Genomic DNA, 14944 nt, shown 5'->3' with positions numbered 1-14944 from the left:
AAGACGTCGCAGGTTTTCATGCATATTCAGGGGTCGTTAGAGGAAACCATATTTGTTATCGGACGAATTCCCAAAAAAGGGGGATTTGTAGTTCACCTTTACGATATTGAAGCCCAACTTAACTAACAAACAAGGTTAAACAACCTCATCAAAAAACACGTTGGAATATCCAGAAACCGTAATTCCTTTTAGGTTATAAACAATCAAGTGTTTCAACAAAACCTCATTGGAATAGAGATTGAACAAATTATCATTTTTAAATGCGATAGTATCTATCCGTAAAAAATAAAGTTCGCAGATTAGATTGAGTTCAATATCTTCTCTTATATAGGCTTTTGCTTGCGCTTCCTTTAAAAGCGATGAAATAGTGCCATGCACCAATTTATTGGAGAAATCATTGAATACCCTATCGGCTTTTGGATAGTATTTTTTGATACCGTACAAAAATGATGGCTTAAAATGTTTTAAATACCCAAATCCTTTTTGATAGATGAAGATGATTTTTGTAATGGGATCTTCATGGGCATCTTTAACAATATCATTAATTTCAGAAAGATATCTGTTCAATAAATGCGATAGGCTTTCCGAAACCAAATCTTCTTTGGTCTCAAAATATTTGTAAATCGTTTTTTTGGAAATGCCCAATTCATTGGCAAGCTCGTCCAATGTAAATCGTTTGCTTCCAAAGGTTGTAAAATTGACAATGGAGCATTCCAAGAGTTCCGATTTCGATATCATGCTAAAACAATTTTACTTCCATCCACCACCAAGTGCCTCGTACAAATCGACAATTGAAAGCAACTGCTGTAATTTGCTGTCAATAACATTCAGTTCAGCATTTAGGGCACTTTGTCTTGCGGTCAACAAATCCAAATAGTTGGCGTACCCGTTTTTTAATAGTTCGTTCGAGTTTCTTTCAGCATTACGCAAGGCTTCAACTTCAAGTTCTCTGTATTCAAATTTTATGGTTTCCTGATCATAAGAGTATAACGCATTGGAAACTTCCTGCCCTGCTACCAATAACGAACGCTTAAATTCCATTAAGGCCTGTTCCTGTTGGGCATCAGCCACTTCTTTTTGCGTCCTGATTTTTCGTTGGTTGAATATGGGTTGTGTCAATCCGCCTACAATATTTGCAAATAATGAATTGGTATTCAATAATTGATCCAATTGCAAACTTTGCAAACCTCCTGTTGCTGTTACCGTTAATGACGGATAAAAATTACTTCGAGCCACATTGGTCAATTCAAATGCTCTTACCAAATTGTATTCTGAAGCAATCACGTCTGGTCGATTGCTCAATAAAGCTATTGGCATTCCAAATTTTAAGTCGGATTCCAAATTTTGGTCGTCCAAAACGCCCCGTTCATACTCTTGTGGCTGTTCGCCCAAAAGAATGCTCAAGGTGTTTTCTGTTTGGAAAATGGCTGTTTCCAAATCCACTTGCAAAGCTCTGGCATTATTGTATTGCGCAATGTTTTGGTCCACAGCAACTTGCGTCACGTTCCCTGCATCTTTTAAAGCTTGAATGGTGGTAACGCTGCTATCTCTTACCATGACGCTTCTCTTTGTGATTTCTAATTGGGCATCTAAAGACATCAGCTGATAATAGGTGGACGCAATGTTTGCCACCAATCTTGATTTTACCGCTTGATGTGCGGCAACTGACTGCAAATAATCGGCTTCAAAGGCACGTTTGTTGCTTCGTATCTTTCCCCAGATATCGGCTTCCCAAGATACATTTCCTGTAATTTCAAATTGATCTAGCGAACTGTTGAAAAATGACCCGAACTGACTATTTTTGGACAATTCCTGATGTGTTACGAATGTCTTTCCGTTAAGGGAAGGAAAATAAGCTGCTTTCCCTTGTTTTGCATAGGCTTCGGCTGCCAACACTTGTTGAATGGCAATCCGAATATCAATGTTATTTTGAAGTCCTTCATCAATATATTTCTGCAAATATGGATCTGTAAACAGATTTTTCCATGATAGATCTGCTATGGAAAGACTATCTGTTGGCAACGCATCTGTTCTGAAAAGGTTTTGGGTTTCTTCAACTTGAGGTCGTTCGTAGGTTTTTGCCACAAAACAGCTTTGCAGTGTCCCTACCGAAACTATAAACACTACAGCATGTTTAAACAATTTATTTTTAAGAATTGTTATCATAATGTGGATTCTTCTTTAATTTCTTCTTGAGGCGAGCCAGATATTTTTTCCTGTAACCATTGGAAAAAGATGAACAAAATCGGGATGACGAATACGCCAAGGATCGTTCCTATCAACAAGCCTCCAACGGCTCCCGTACCAATGGAACGGTTACCTTCGGCACCAACACCATTTGCCAATACCAATGGCAACAAACCAAATATAAAAGCAAAGGAGGTCATCAAAATAGGACGTAAACGCGCTTCGGCACCATTCATGGCAGCTTCCACAAGCGATTCGCCCTTTCGTCTTCGTTGCAAAGCAAATTCCACAATCAAAATGGCGTTTTTAGCCAAAAGCCCAAGCAGCATAATCAATGCAATCTGGAAATAGATGTTATTCTGTAATCCTGTAAGCTGGGTTACAAAATAGGCTCCAAAAACCCCTAAAGGCAATGACAAAATCACAGATAGCGGAATCAAATAACTTTCGTATTGCGCTGCCAATAGGAAATACACAAACACCAGCGATAAAAGAAATATTGTTGTGGTCTGATTTCCTGCGTTGACCTCTTCACGTGTCAATCCGGAATAGGCCGTAGTATAATTGGCAGGCAAGGTTTTTGAAACTTCCTCGACCGCCTTGATGGCATCACCAGAGCTAAAACCCGGATTCGTGGCGGCCGTTAATTTTGTTGAATTAAATAAATTGAAACGTGTGACCGACTGTGGACCATAGACTTTTTTGAGCGTAACGAACGCTGTGATCGGTGTCATTCCACCAGTTCCGGTGCGGACATATAATTTATTCAGATCACTCAATTCGGCACGATCTTCGGGCAACGCTTGCACATACACCCGATATTGTTTTCCGAATCTTGAAAAATCGGCAGCAAATACACTTCCAATATAGCCTTGCAAGGTTGAAAAGATACTACTTATGGGAACGCCCAATTCCTTTGCCAATGGCGCATTCAGTTCAATTTCGTATTGTGGATATTTTGTATTGAATGAGGATTGCGCATATTTTATTTCTGGACGTTGCGATAGTTTTCCGATGAATTCTTGTGTCACCTTATCTAAATCAGTAAAGCTTCCTCCTGAACGATCCAATAAATTGACCTCAACACCAGCAGAACTTCCAAAACCAGGAATACTTGGAGGCGCAAAAAAGAGAATGTTGGCTTCAGGAATCTGTGCTGCGATACCAAACATTTTGGCCGTAATGCTTTCTATGGATAATGAATCCGCACCACGTTTATCCCAGTCTTCCAATTTGATAAACCCAAGTCCGTTGTTACTTCCAGCACCACCTAAAAAACTTCTGCCTTCAATGACTGAACCACCTTCAACACCCGATATTTTACTTATTTTATCATACAATTCGGCATTCACTTGGTGGGTCCTGTCAATGGACGAACCAGGTGGAAGCTCCACGTTCAAGAAAATGATCCCTCTATCTTCATCTGGCACAAAGCCTGTTTTCAATACCGTTGACGACCACCAAATACCACCAATTGCAAGAAGAAGAATAGCACCAGTACTCCATTTATTTCGATATAGGAAATGGACGGACTTTCCGTATTTTTTAACTGTGGCATTAAATCCTTTGTTGAAGCCATCAAAAAAGCGACCAAGAAAACCTTTCTTTTTACTCTTTTGTTTATCGTCATGGCCTTTTAAAAACAGCGCACATAAGGCTGGACTCAAAGTCAAGGCATTGATGGCTGAAATGATGATGGCAACAATCAATGTGATTCCAAATTGCTCATAAAACACACCTGTTGGCCCTTTTATAAAGGTAACGGGAATAAATACGGCGGACATGACCAAGGTAATGGAAATGATGGCACCCGATATTTCGTGCATTGCATCCATAGTGGCCTTTTTGGGGTCGTGTTCGCCTTCGTCAATCTTTGCGTGCACTGCTTCCACCACCACAATAGCATCATCCACCACAATCCCAATGGCCAAGACCAAGGCGAAAAGAGTCAATAAATTGATGGAATATCCGAAAAGATTCAGGAAGAAAAACGTTCCGATAATAGACACCGGAACTGCAATGGCTGGGATCAATGTCGATCTAAAATCCTGAAGGAAAATAAAGACCACGATAAATACCAGTAAAAACGCTTCCGCCAAAGTACTTACCACCTTTTCAATAGAGGCATTCAAGAAATTATTGGTATTATAAGGCACAAAGATTTCGATGCCTTTTGGCAACTCTTTCTTAACTTCTTCCAAACGGTTTTCAATTTCCAAAATAATATCTCGCGCATTGGAGCCTTTGGTTTGAAAAACCCCGAGATTTACCGCAAGATTTCCTTTGGTAGTACCACCTCCTGTGTAGGACTGTGCACCAAGTTCAATCTCGGCAACATCATTCAATCTTAAAAACTGGCCATCGCCAAGTGCCTTCACAATAATATTGCTGTATTGCGCTTCCGTTTTAAATCGTCCACCATATTTGATGACATAACTAAAGGCTTGTCCGTCATTTTCCCCCAACGAACCTGCGGCAGCTTCCAAACTCTGCTCGCGTAAAGCTGCTGTAATGTCGGTGGGGATCAAGCCATAAGCTGCTAATTTTTCTGGCTTTAACCAAATGCGCATGGCATAATCCTTTGCACCAAAAACATTCACATCGCCTACACCATTGACCCTTTGCAATTCGGGAATGACGTTGATTTTCAGGTAATTTTGGATAAAAGTATCGTCGTAATCCGGATTGGCACTGTAAAAAGACATGTACATCAAGGCACTGGTCTGTTGTTTTTGCGTGGTAACTCCAGTCTGCAAAACAGCGGATGGCAACAGCGGATTGGCACGTGCCACACGGTTTTGCACGTTCACGGCAGCAATGTCCGGATCGACATCTTGGTCAAAAAACACCGTAATGGAAGCCGAACCTGTGTTGGAGGCCGAAGACGTTATATAAGTCATTCCTTCCACCCCATTGATTTGTTCTTCCAATGGCACGATGACGCTTTCCAATATGGTTTCGGCATTGGCACCAGGATAAGTGGCATTTACCGAAACGGTTGGTGGCGCAATATCGGGATATTGGGTAATGGGCAATGAGGAGAGTCCCAGAACACCCAAAATCACGATGATAATGGAAACTACTGTTGAAAGTACTGGTCTTTCTATAAATGTTTTTAACATAAAACGATGGTCTTCAACGGTTATCTGAATACTTTTTCGATCGGTTTTGCAACGCTGTCAAACGGAATTTCCATCGGTTTTATCTTGGTATCACCACGTAATTTGGCAACACCTTTGGCAACGATTTTGTCACCAGCCTTAAGACCTTCAGAAACCACAAACACATTGCCTATTTCAGCTTTTATGTTGATCCGTGTTGCGACCGCTGTACTGTCTTCACCCAATTTATAAACATAAGTGCTTCCTTGTTGTTCGTAAGTGGATTCTTGTGGAACAACCACAGCATTCTTGTATGTTTTAGGAACCCTGATTTTTCCACTATTACCATTAGTCAACAAGCGTGATGGATTATCAAAAACCGCACGGAATGAAATAGAACCTGTGTTGGCATTGACCTGTGAATTGATGGTTTCAATTTTACCCTCTTGGCCGTAAGTACTACCATTTGCCAATATCAAGGTAACTTTTGGAAGATTTTTTATTTTTGCTTCGATATCTTTCCCTTCGGAATTTTGAATAAAGTCGAGATAGTCCTTCTCGTTCATTGAAAAATAAGCATATACTTTACTGATATCTGAAACTGTGGACAATGGTTCTTGACTTGAAGGACTTACCAAAGACCCTTTTCGAAGGGGAATGGACCCAACATAACCATCAACAGGACTTTTTATGGAACCATAGTCGATATTTGCGGCAATACCGTTATAACTACTTTTTGCCTGCTGCAATCTGGCTTTGGCCGTTTCCAGTTGAACGTTGCTGATGATGTTTTTTTCAACCAAAGGTTTCAGTTTATCTACCTCTACTTGGGCGGCATTCACATTGGCTTTTGCCGCTGAAGCATCTTGGTTCAACGACTGTGTTTCCAATTTAAAAAGCACTTGACCTTTGCGAACTTTTTGACCTTCATCCACCAACACATCCGTGATATACCCTGCAATTTTTGCGCGCACCTCGCTATTTACAATGCCTTCAATACTGGTGGGGTACGAGGTATAGCCAGTAACGGTTTGCTCCGGAACGGTTGTTACCTGAAATGGCATGGGCCCTTGGAGACGTTGTGTTTCTTCTTCCTTGCCACCGCAACTCGACAAAAGTATCATGGTGCCAAAGGCTATTATAAAAAACAGGTTTCGTGTTTTCATTGACTAAAGTTTAGTGTTTTTTTCTATGATTTTGGATTTTAATGTGGAAACGGACTGTGTAACTTCCTCTAAAAATTGAATGTAATCATTATGGAAATCAAGGTCAAATTTTGATGCTTCATCGGTTTTTGATTTATTGGAGTTTTCCTTGTAGGCTTTAATTTTGGCGTGCAACTCCTTTTGGGCTGACCACGCTTCCATCATCGCATCGATATTTTGAATAATGCTGTCTGGATTAACGATGTAATATTTTTTTCGGTCTCCCGTTTTTGTGAAGTAAACAATGTGTTTTAAATCGGCCAAATGATTAAGATGCGTGGAAATGGTACTTTTGCTCGCACATAGATCCCGTACCAAATCCTCAAAAGTGGTTCCTTCTTTTCCTGTTAGAATAAGAAAAGAAAAAATACGAGCTGCCACGGGCGCCAATTGTTCTTTTTGCTCCATAAAAACACCGAGCCTTTCGACTAAAACTTGTTTTTCTTTACAAACTTCGCTATTCATTTCTAAATAATTTTGCGCAAATATAAGACAGGTTCGGAACAAACCGAACTAAACGAAGTTAAAGAATTGTTAAAATAAAAAAATCTTGAAACCGACAATCCTAGAGGCAGTCCCGATAATTATCGGTATCATTTTGGCCTTGAGGCCAAAAACCGTCCCGAAAGCTTTCGGGATTATATTTTGCCCCTCCCGGTTTTGCTAAAAAGGCAATTCCGACCTCCCAAAGGGGAAGTAAATTCGGAAACCCCGAGGTAGAACCGTCGGGGAATTATTTACATTAAATCGAACATTATTCTCACTCAACAAAATATCGCCCATTTGATGGGATAACATCGCATTGCTACGGTCGATGTGGATCCTAAATGCAAAGCGCCGCGGGAATAGGTTTTTAATGAAGCCATAATTTTCAAGAATATTCGGATTTATCATACTGCAACCCATAATTTCCTAACAATTGGTATCTTTTGGGATAAATTGGACACTGAGCAAGTGATGCTTATACACTTGTTGAGCCATATTGATTTCCTCTATTTTTATGGATTTGTAGCCCATACATTTACTTCGGGCATGAACCCAACGTCATTCAATTCTAACATAGAAACAATAACTTGTGCAATTTCCAATCCTTTTAGCTTATGTTCGGCATTTGTGGGAACATACCCTAATTTTTCTACAAAAGGTGTTACTACTTCACTTGGATTTACCTGCATGACTCTAACATTGTGTTTTCGTAATTCTGCTCTCCAACACATGGTTAACCCGCTTATTGCAGATTTGCTGGAAACATAAGCAGAACCATTTGCAAATCCATTTACTGCTCACATGGAAGAAATATTGATAATGTTCCCTGCATTTTTTTCAATAAAATGTTTTGCGGCGAATTGTCCACACATAAAAACACTTTTTGTGTTCGTTTCCCATATTCTCACAAAATCTTTAATTTTTGTTTCTACTAGCGAACCCATAAAACCAATGCCTGCGTTGTTTATTAAAATATTGAAATCGCCCATTTTTGCTATGGCAAAATCAAACAGATTTTTAACATCTTTTTCTATGGAAACATCCGCTTGAATTCCAAAAACCTCTAATTCTTGGGTTACTTCATTTACCTTTTCATAGGTTTTACCGCAAATAACGACGGTCGCTCCTTTGGACTTTAGCAGTTTTGCGGTTTCATAACCAATGCCGGAAGTTCCACCTGTTACTATTACTTTTGCTGTTTTTATGTTCATTTTTTTTGTTTTATAATTCAATGGAACGATTATATGTTGAGTATCATGGCTAAGAACTCATTTAAAGCTTCTTATTTTAAATTTATTAAGCTTTTTTATGTGAAAAATAGTTTAGTACATGACAAAAAAAGATATTTCATTAAAAAAATTATTTAAGTTTACCCCCTCCGCCTATCGGCATACCGAAAAATCGGTACAGGCTCTAATCCTTGAAGAAAGGGGAGGAATTATTTAAGGAGTTTTTTTTTAATCATTTGATGTTAATAAATTTTTGTCATGTACTTAGTAAAAATAATTAAAATTATGCACGTTACTGTATCTCGCTTTTATTTTTTGAGCGGAACCCTTTAATAAATACAGTCCCGTCAAATCAAGCTTTCAACACAAACCTAATCATCCATTAAACTTTAATAATTTGGTGCTTGGGTTTTTGTATTTTAGCTTGCAATATGAAATTAATTTTAAAAACGGGCGTTTTTACTTCATGCTAACCATCTTAACAGCCAAGGACTCCGATTTAAGCAGTAGAATGATTCTAGGAATTCTTTTTGCGGTATTGGCATACATTATTTTTTACTATATGTTCAAAATGATGGAAATGGCTTATGTGCTAAAGTATAAAAAGCCATTGTACAATCATTTTTATCTACGTTTAAGAATGTTAAATGAAAACCAAAAAGCGTTGTTAATGCGGCAGTTTTCGTTCTATAATAAACTTACCGGTAAAGAAAAAAAATATTTTGTGCATCGGGTGGCGTCTTTTATAAAAGATAAAGATTTTATTGGGAGAGATGGGGTTTTGATTACTGAAGAAATAAAGGTTTTAATTTCCGCCACGGCGGTGATGCTAACATTTGGTTTTCGCGATTTTTATATTGGAATGATATCTAAAATCATCGTGTATCCCAATGCCTTTTATTCAAACACCAATAAAACGTACCATAAAGGAGAGTTCAATCCAAGGTTAGAAACATTGGTAATTTCATGGGAAGATTTTAAAAAAGGGTTCAGCAACGATAGAGATAATATCAATTTGGGCATTCACGAATTTACCCATGCCATACATATCAATTGTATGAAGGAACGCGATGTGAGCGCTACTATTTTCAGCGATTCTTTCAAAGAACTTTCCCATTTATTGGCTTCAAATGAACTATTAAGAAACAAATTAATGGCATCGGATTATTTCAGGAAATACGCTTTTACCAATCAATTTGAATTTGTAGCAGTAATAATTGAGAATTTTATTGAAACTCCACAGATTTTTAAAGCCGAATTTCCTCTTGTTTACAGTAAAGTAAAACAAATGCTGAATTTTACGGTGGCGGGTTATTAGTTCATGACTTATGTCATACTTTTTAAACTTTTTATTTTTTAATTTTAATGAAACTAAGTTAAACATTAGAAGTCATGATACGAAAAGCACCAATTTCGATGATAATGACCGCACCCGTTATCACACTAAAAAAACAAGACAGTTTAGAAAGGGCAGAACAGCTTTTTAGAAAGCACCACATTAGACATATACCTGTGGTTTCTGAAAAAGTGGTTGTTGGAATGCTAAGCTACACCGATTTGTTAAGGCTTAGTTTTGCCGATGTTACCGACAATGTAGATACAGATGCTGATGCCTTGGTATATAACATGTTTACCATTAAGCAGGTAATGAAAAGAAATATAATTACGGTTTCTTCTTCAAACTCCATAAAAGATGTGGCGGAAATATTAGCTGTAAAAGAGTTTCACGCATTGCCCGTTGTTGATAACAATATACTTGTTGGAATAGTTACCACCACCGATTTGATAAAATATTTGTTGAAACAATTTTAAGTAACTTAATTAAGAATAAAAAAATGAATGAGATAATTCCCGTTTCAGAAATAATGAGTAAAAAAATCATCGCATTGAAAAGAGGCGATAATTTGGAAAGAGCAGAAATGCTTTTTAACAAACATAGAATTAAACACATTCCGGTAGTAAGTTCAGATGTGGTTATTGGGATGTTAAGTTATTCCGATTTATTAAAAATCAGTTTTGCCGAAACCACAAAAGACAAGCACAATATACATGCCGTGGTATCCAATAACTTTACCATAGAGCAGGTAATGAGTAAAAATATAGTAACCATAAACAGTAATACTTCTATAAAGCAAGCGGCCACTATTTTAGCAAAAAGAGAGTTCCATGCATTACCTGTTGCAGATGAAGGTGTTTTGGTGGGAATTGTTACAAGCAGGGATTTATTGAACTATTTTGTCAAGCAACTTTAAGGGCCTGTTTAAGAATTTGCAACAGCTTTTAAATCTTTGATGGCTTTAAGTTGGTTACTGCTTTTAAAAACAAAACTGCCAGTAGGTATGGACAAAAACTGCAAGCAAAACAATACTACGGTAAGCATTTTTAATGCAGTTAATATGCACCTCCGGCAGGAAAGAACCAGTAAAATGTACAGGTTATTTCTGCACAGACTTACCAACTCTCAATCATTTAATTTGGGTTATCGTCTTGGATAGGCTAAAAGCTGTTCTTTTGATATTTCCAATATTCTTCCGTAATCTGCACTTAAGTTGCTTATTATTAATATTTTAAAGTTAAAATATGTTACTCATTATCAGTAAAATGAACAATTTTTTTGTTAAATCATAATGCACAAGGAGTTATATATAATTAAAATCTTTAGGTTTGTATATCAGATAACAACATTTAATTCACTAAAACAAAAAGTATGTTTACGTATTTAAAATCAATCGGTCTAATATTCATTACTATTTTAACATTTACAAGCTGTAAGGAACAAGGACAAAACGTTGAAAAAGAAGGAGAAATAGTTGCTGTAAACGTTTCAGCAGAAAAAGAAGCAGTAGCAGCAGTTATGAAAAACTATAAGGATGCTGTTCAAAATTTAATTACCGAAGGCACAAAAGAACTTTTCACAAATGAAGCTACAGTTTTTGAATCTGGTGGCTCTGAAGGAACCTATGAAAATTATGAATCTCATCATCTTGGTCCAGAATTAAAAGCTTTTGATAGTTTTACCTTTTCAGATTATACAATTGATGTGAAAATAGATTTACCTTATGCGTTTACTACCGAAACCTATATTTTTACTATTGGCCTTAAAGCTAACGAAGAAAAAGGTAGAGAAGCAAGAATTATTAAAAAGAAAGGTGTCGCCACTTCCGACTTAAAGAAAATAGATGGACAATGGAAAATTACCAAAACACATTCTTCTTCAAGAGATGTAAGAAATGCATCTCATTAACACTATTTCTTTGAAATAGAAGATTTATTTAGTACATGATAAAATTAATTTTGAAAAATAAACTACTCGCTTTTTTTGGGATAACAAAGACCTCACAGGTGGGATGTCAAATATTAAGTACATAAAATTTAAAACTTCGTTTTTTTTTAATCAATAATGATTTTTTAAAATAACAGAAAGTCTTATTTTACTAAGTCTGTCAGGGTTCAAAACCCTGACAGACTTAAAATGTGAACAAAAAACAGAACGAACTATTTTTTATTAAATGTCCTATATTTGACACCCCACCTCACAGGTTTTGAAAACCTGTGAGGTCTTCATAACAAAAAAAGCGTAATATGTTATATATATACAGTTTATAGCTCTGTTCTAAATTTTTGTCATGTACTAAAAGATTTTTATTAGCACTAATCCAATTTAAAATTTAAATGTAGATTAAATAATTTTTTGCATAATACTTTATCTTTTAAAGATATACCTATCCTATTTGCTGTTCTATAATTTTTTTATCAAATAACAAGAAAAGAAGCGTATTCATATTGGGATTGAGATTTACGCGTTCACGAATAAGACAAAATGCTTTTGTTATATGTGCTTCAACTGTTTTGGTAGAAACATTAAGGTATTCCGAAATTTCAATATTACTTAGCCCTTCTTGCTTACTAAGCAAGAAAATATTTTTGCATTTTGGTGGTAAATTTTGAATTTCTTTTTGAACCAAATGATAAAGTTCTTCCAAAACACTATAATCCTCTTCAACTATGGTATCTAGCGCTTCTATATATTTTTTTTCCAGTAAGGCTACAGATCTATTTTTTCTATATTGGTCTATAAACTCATTATAAACAGATTTATATAAAAAACTTTTAATCGAAAAATTTTCACTTAATGACTTGCGTTTTTCCCAAGTCTTTATATAAACATTCTGTACAATGTCTTCGGCTAGAGTTTCATTGTTCACTAAACTACTCGCATACACACACAATTGATGATTAAAATTTTTAACCAAAAAAGAAAAAGCATCTTCATTTCCTTTTTTTAGATGCAATATTAAATTGGCGTTTTCTTTAAAACTATCGTGCATTCCTTGCGAATTATTAAGTGCTTATTGAATAATGTAACAATAATACTAAAAAAAAAGCAAATACATTAGGGTTTTACAAATGGGCTTCGTAATATATATAATGAAAAGCACTAAAGTTAAAAAATTACTGGCAAAATATTTTACAGAATCCATATCTGAAACCGAGATGGATGATTTAATGCTATGGCTAGAAAAGCAAGGTGCTGAAGGCTTATTTATTTCCAGTTCTAAGATAGACTACGCAATTCGTAATAATATGTCCCAATACAATACGAAAAAAGCAGAAAAACTGCTACTCGATAGAATAAGAAAAGATAAAGCTTTTTTAAATAGGTTTAAAATCAAGAAAATTTTTAAATATGCTGCAATAGCAATTCTGTTTGTTAGTATTGGATATGTTGTCCATACCAATTTTAACCCATCAAATAAAATTGATGTTACAACTATCAATAAAAATGAGATAATCTTACAATTGGAAGATGGCAACATAAAAGTTCTCTCAGAAGATGGTACCGAAAAAGTTGTAAATAAAGAAGGCGAAATTATAGGCTCTCAAAAAGCAAATCAATTAATATATGATGACAATCCTATTGTGGAAACATTGGTTTATAACACATTAACGGTACCTTATGGAAAAAGGTTTGAATTAAAACTATCCGATGGTACTCATATATATTTAAATGCTGGCACATCTTTAAAATATCCAATTAAATTTTTAAAAGGAGAAAAACGGCAAGTGTATTTAAACGGAGAAGCCTTTTTTGATGTCACAAAAGATGCCAATCATCCTTTTATTGTCAATATGAACAATGTAGGTGTTAGGGTATTTGGCACCAAGTTTAATGCATCCTCCTATCCAGAAAACGATAAAATCACTACAGTATTGGTTGAAGGTTCGGTCAGTGTTTTTGATAACAATATGGATTATGACAAAGAAACAGCATCATTATTAAAACCAGGGTATTTGGCATCTTGGGATAAACGTAACAAAGAAATTTCAATTGAAGAAGCCGATATTGCAATGCATACCGCTTGGATAGAAGGTCGAATTCTATTTAGGCATATGCCATTTAAAAACATTATAAGAAAACTAGAGAGACATTATGATGTAACTATTATGAATAACAATAAAAATTTAGATGGAGAATTTTTTACTGCTAGTTTTGATATAGAAACCATAGAACAAGTCTTGGAAACATTTCACAAAAATTATAATATAAATTACACTATAATTAACAATCAAATAATCATTAACTAAAAACAATATAAAAAATATGGGATAAAAAAACTTTATAAAACTAAAACAAAATTAAAAAAAGACTATTTCCTTATATTTTATATGTTCAAATAACGTAAAAGGATAAAAAAACCGGAAAATGCTGTAACATCTTCCGATTTAAAACATGATTAATAAAATTAACCAATTAATTCATTACAAAAATATGAAAAATCTATTTAAGAAAAGGAGTTTAAACTCCTTTCAAATAAAATTCGATTTAAAAATGAAGCTTACTACATTATTCCTAATAGTTTCTTTTCTCAATCTTTATGCAAATGAATCTTATGCTCAAAAAACCAAGATTTCATTACATATGGAAAATGCTACTATTGAAAACGTTTTGTACAACATAGAATCGCTAAGTGATTTTAAATTTATGTTCAATGACAAAGAAATTGACTATAAAAAGAGAATTACGATTAATGCCAATCGTGAACGTATATCCTCTATTTTAACTGAAATATTTTCAAAATCAAACGTAGCTTTTGAAGTATATAAAAAACAAATTATACTAAAAATCGACCCATTAAAAAACCAAATCAATGTTACGCCTGTTAAAAAGGCAGAACTAATCCAACAAACGGTTACTGGAAATGTTTCAGATATCAACAATCAACCATTATTGGGTGTAAATGTTACTGTAGAAGGCACTAACACCGGAGCAATAACAGATTTTGATGGTAATTTTAGTATTAAAGTAGATCCACAGTCCGTTTTGGTATTTACCTATATAGGCATGAAAACTATTCGCAAAGTAGTAGGGCAAAATACTACAGTAAATGTCAGAATGACTGAAGACGACCAATCTCTTGATGAAATTATCATTACAGCAACTGGTGCTCGTAAAAGAGTAGAGATGGGTAATTCAATAGCCAACTTAAAAGTTTCTGACGATGTTAAAGAACGACCTATCAATAACGTTTTTGACATTCTTCAAGGACAAGCTGCTGGTGTATCAATTGGTTCTAGTGGAGGATCTGTTGGTATGGGATCAAGAATCAGGATTAGAGGTTCCAATAGTGCTTCATTATCCAATGAACCAGTAATATATGTTGATGGTGTTTTAATTAACAATGAGTCCAACTCCATATCTTTCGAGACAGGAGGACAATCTCCTTCAAGACTAGAT

The 14944-nt window shown here is 35.5% G+C and carries 13 protein-coding genes and 1 pseudogene; 6 read left to right on the top strand and 8 right to left on the bottom strand.

The annotated features are described in order from the left end of the window. Positions 1 to 135: 135 nt before the first annotated feature. The 7 genes and pseudogenes from ACU1LP_RS15195 to ACU1LP_RS15165 all read right to left on the bottom strand — a co-directional run bounded on the left by ACU1LP_RS15195 (position 136) and on the right by ACU1LP_RS15165 (position 8190). Positions 136 to 738 carry a TetR/AcrR family transcriptional regulator gene (locus tag ACU1LP_RS15195; RefSeq protein WP_445736701.1) on the bottom strand — a complete coding sequence of 201 codons (603 nt, stop codon included), beginning with the start codon at positions 736 to 738 and terminating at the stop codon, positions 136 to 138. Positions 739 to 750: 12 nt separating this feature from the next. After that, positions 751 to 2166, bottom strand: a complete 1416-nt coding sequence (locus tag ACU1LP_RS15190; protein WP_445732027.1) for a TolC family protein — start codon at positions 2164 to 2166, stop codon at positions 751 to 753. Then, the gene (locus ACU1LP_RS15185; protein ID WP_445736700.1) at positions 2163 to 5309 is read right to left on the bottom strand and encodes an efflux RND transporter permease subunit; all 3147 of its coding nucleotides are present in this window, start codon (positions 5307 to 5309) and stop codon (positions 2163 to 2165) included. Before ACU1LP_RS15185 ends, ACU1LP_RS15190 begins: the two co-directional genes overlap by 4 nt. A gap of 20 nt (positions 5310 to 5329) precedes the next feature. Next, entirely contained in the window at positions 5330 to 6454 is a 1125-nt protein-coding gene (locus ACU1LP_RS15180) for an efflux RND transporter periplasmic adaptor subunit (protein ID WP_445736699.1), read from the bottom strand. Between the two features lie 3 nt (positions 6455 to 6457). After that, complete coding sequence (locus ACU1LP_RS15175) at positions 6458 to 6958, bottom strand: GbsR/MarR family transcriptional regulator (RefSeq protein WP_445736698.1); 501 nt, start codon at positions 6956 to 6958, stop codon at positions 6458 to 6460. A gap of 198 nt (positions 6959 to 7156) precedes the next feature. Next, positions 7157 to 7399 (bottom strand): hypothetical protein, encoded by a 243-nt coding sequence (locus ACU1LP_RS15170; RefSeq protein ID WP_445736697.1) that lies wholly within the window; start codon positions 7397 to 7399, stop codon positions 7157 to 7159. 92 nt (positions 7400 to 7491) lie between these two features. Beyond that, positions 7492 to 8190, bottom strand: a pseudogene (locus ACU1LP_RS15165) (SDR family oxidoreductase). A gap of 484 nt (positions 8191 to 8674) precedes the next feature. Here ACU1LP_RS15165 and ACU1LP_RS15160 point away from each other — a divergent pair. The 4 genes from ACU1LP_RS15160 to ACU1LP_RS15145 all read left to right on the top strand — a co-directional run bounded on the left by ACU1LP_RS15160 (position 8675) and on the right by ACU1LP_RS15145 (position 11452). Further along, positions 8675 to 9526: a zinc-dependent peptidase gene (locus ACU1LP_RS15160; protein ID WP_445736696.1), complete on the top strand. Its 852-nt coding sequence runs from the start codon at positions 8675 to 8677 to the stop codon at positions 9524 to 9526. Positions 9527 to 9600: 74 nt separating this feature from the next. Next, complete coding sequence (locus ACU1LP_RS15155; protein ID WP_445734821.1) at positions 9601 to 10020, top strand: CBS domain-containing protein; 420 nt, start codon at positions 9601 to 9603, stop codon at positions 10018 to 10020. A 23-nt stretch (positions 10021 to 10043) separates the two neighbouring features. After that, complete coding sequence (locus ACU1LP_RS15150) at positions 10044 to 10460, top strand: CBS domain-containing protein (protein ID WP_445734822.1); 417 nt, start codon at positions 10044 to 10046, stop codon at positions 10458 to 10460. 455 nt (positions 10461 to 10915) lie between these two features. Continuing rightward, positions 10916 to 11452, top strand: a complete 537-nt coding sequence (locus ACU1LP_RS15145) for a DUF4440 domain-containing protein (protein ID WP_445736695.1) — start codon at positions 10916 to 10918, stop codon at positions 11450 to 11452. Between the two features lie 478 nt (positions 11453 to 11930). Here ACU1LP_RS15145 and ACU1LP_RS15140 read toward each other — a convergent pair whose 3' ends face one another. Continuing rightward, positions 11931 to 12536 (bottom strand): RNA polymerase sigma factor, encoded by a 606-nt coding sequence (locus tag ACU1LP_RS15140; protein ID WP_445736694.1) that lies wholly within the window; start codon positions 12534 to 12536, stop codon positions 11931 to 11933. 100 nt (positions 12537 to 12636) lie between these two features. On the opposite strand from ACU1LP_RS15140, the gene ACU1LP_RS15135 reads away from it, so the two are divergent. Continuing rightward, the gene (locus tag ACU1LP_RS15135) at positions 12637 to 13794 is read left to right on the top strand and encodes a FecR family protein (protein ID WP_445736693.1); all 1158 of its coding nucleotides are present in this window, start codon (positions 12637 to 12639) and stop codon (positions 13792 to 13794) included. Between the two features lie 334 nt (positions 13795 to 14128). Then, a partial coding sequence (locus tag ACU1LP_RS15130) for a carboxypeptidase-like regulatory domain-containing protein (RefSeq protein ID WP_445736692.1) occupies positions 14129 to 14944 on the top strand: 816 nt, incomplete at its 3' end.

This window comes from Mariniflexile sp. (assembly GCF_052728615.1).
Note: the sequence above shows the minus strand (reverse complement) of the source record. Positions and strands in the feature narration are given on the sequence as shown.

Excerpts from the sequence above, each read along its gene's own strand:
- ACU1LP_RS15160 (WP_445736696.1), top strand. The coding sequence starts at position 8,675 with ATGCTAACCATCTTAACAGCCAAGGACTCCGATTTAAGCAGTAGAATG.
- ACU1LP_RS15175 (WP_445736698.1), bottom strand. The coding sequence starts at position 6,958 with ATGAATAGCGAAGTTTGTAAAGAAAAACAAGTTTTAGTCGAAAGGCTC.
- ACU1LP_RS15135 (WP_445736693.1), top strand. The coding sequence starts at position 12,637 with ATGAAAAGCACTAAAGTTAAAAAATTACTGGCAAAATATTTTACAGAA.
- ACU1LP_RS15180 (WP_445736699.1), bottom strand. The coding sequence starts at position 6,454 with ATGAAAACACGAAACCTGTTTTTTATAATAGCCTTTGGCACCATGATA.
- ACU1LP_RS15190 (WP_445732027.1), bottom strand. The coding sequence starts at position 2,166 with ATGATAACAATTCTTAAAAATAAATTGTTTAAACATGCTGTAGTGTTT.
- ACU1LP_RS15150 (WP_445734822.1), top strand. The coding sequence starts at position 10,044 with ATGAATGAGATAATTCCCGTTTCAGAAATAATGAGTAAAAAAATCATC.
- ACU1LP_RS15155 (WP_445734821.1), top strand. The coding sequence starts at position 9,601 with ATGATACGAAAAGCACCAATTTCGATGATAATGACCGCACCCGTTATC.
- ACU1LP_RS15185 (WP_445736700.1), bottom strand. The coding sequence starts at position 5,309 with ATGTTAAAAACATTTATAGAAAGACCAGTACTTTCAACAGTAGTTTCC.
- ACU1LP_RS15140 (WP_445736694.1), bottom strand. The coding sequence starts at position 12,536 with ATGCACGATAGTTTTAAAGAAAACGCCAATTTAATATTGCATCTAAAA.
- ACU1LP_RS15170 (WP_445736697.1), bottom strand. The coding sequence starts at position 7,399 with ATGGGTTGCAGTATGATAAATCCGAATATTCTTGAAAATTATGGCTTC.
- ACU1LP_RS15145 (WP_445736695.1), top strand. The coding sequence starts at position 10,916 with ATGTTTACGTATTTAAAATCAATCGGTCTAATATTCATTACTATTTTA.
- ACU1LP_RS15195 (WP_445736701.1), bottom strand. The coding sequence starts at position 738 with ATGATATCGAAATCGGAACTCTTGGAATGCTCCATTGTCAATTTTACA.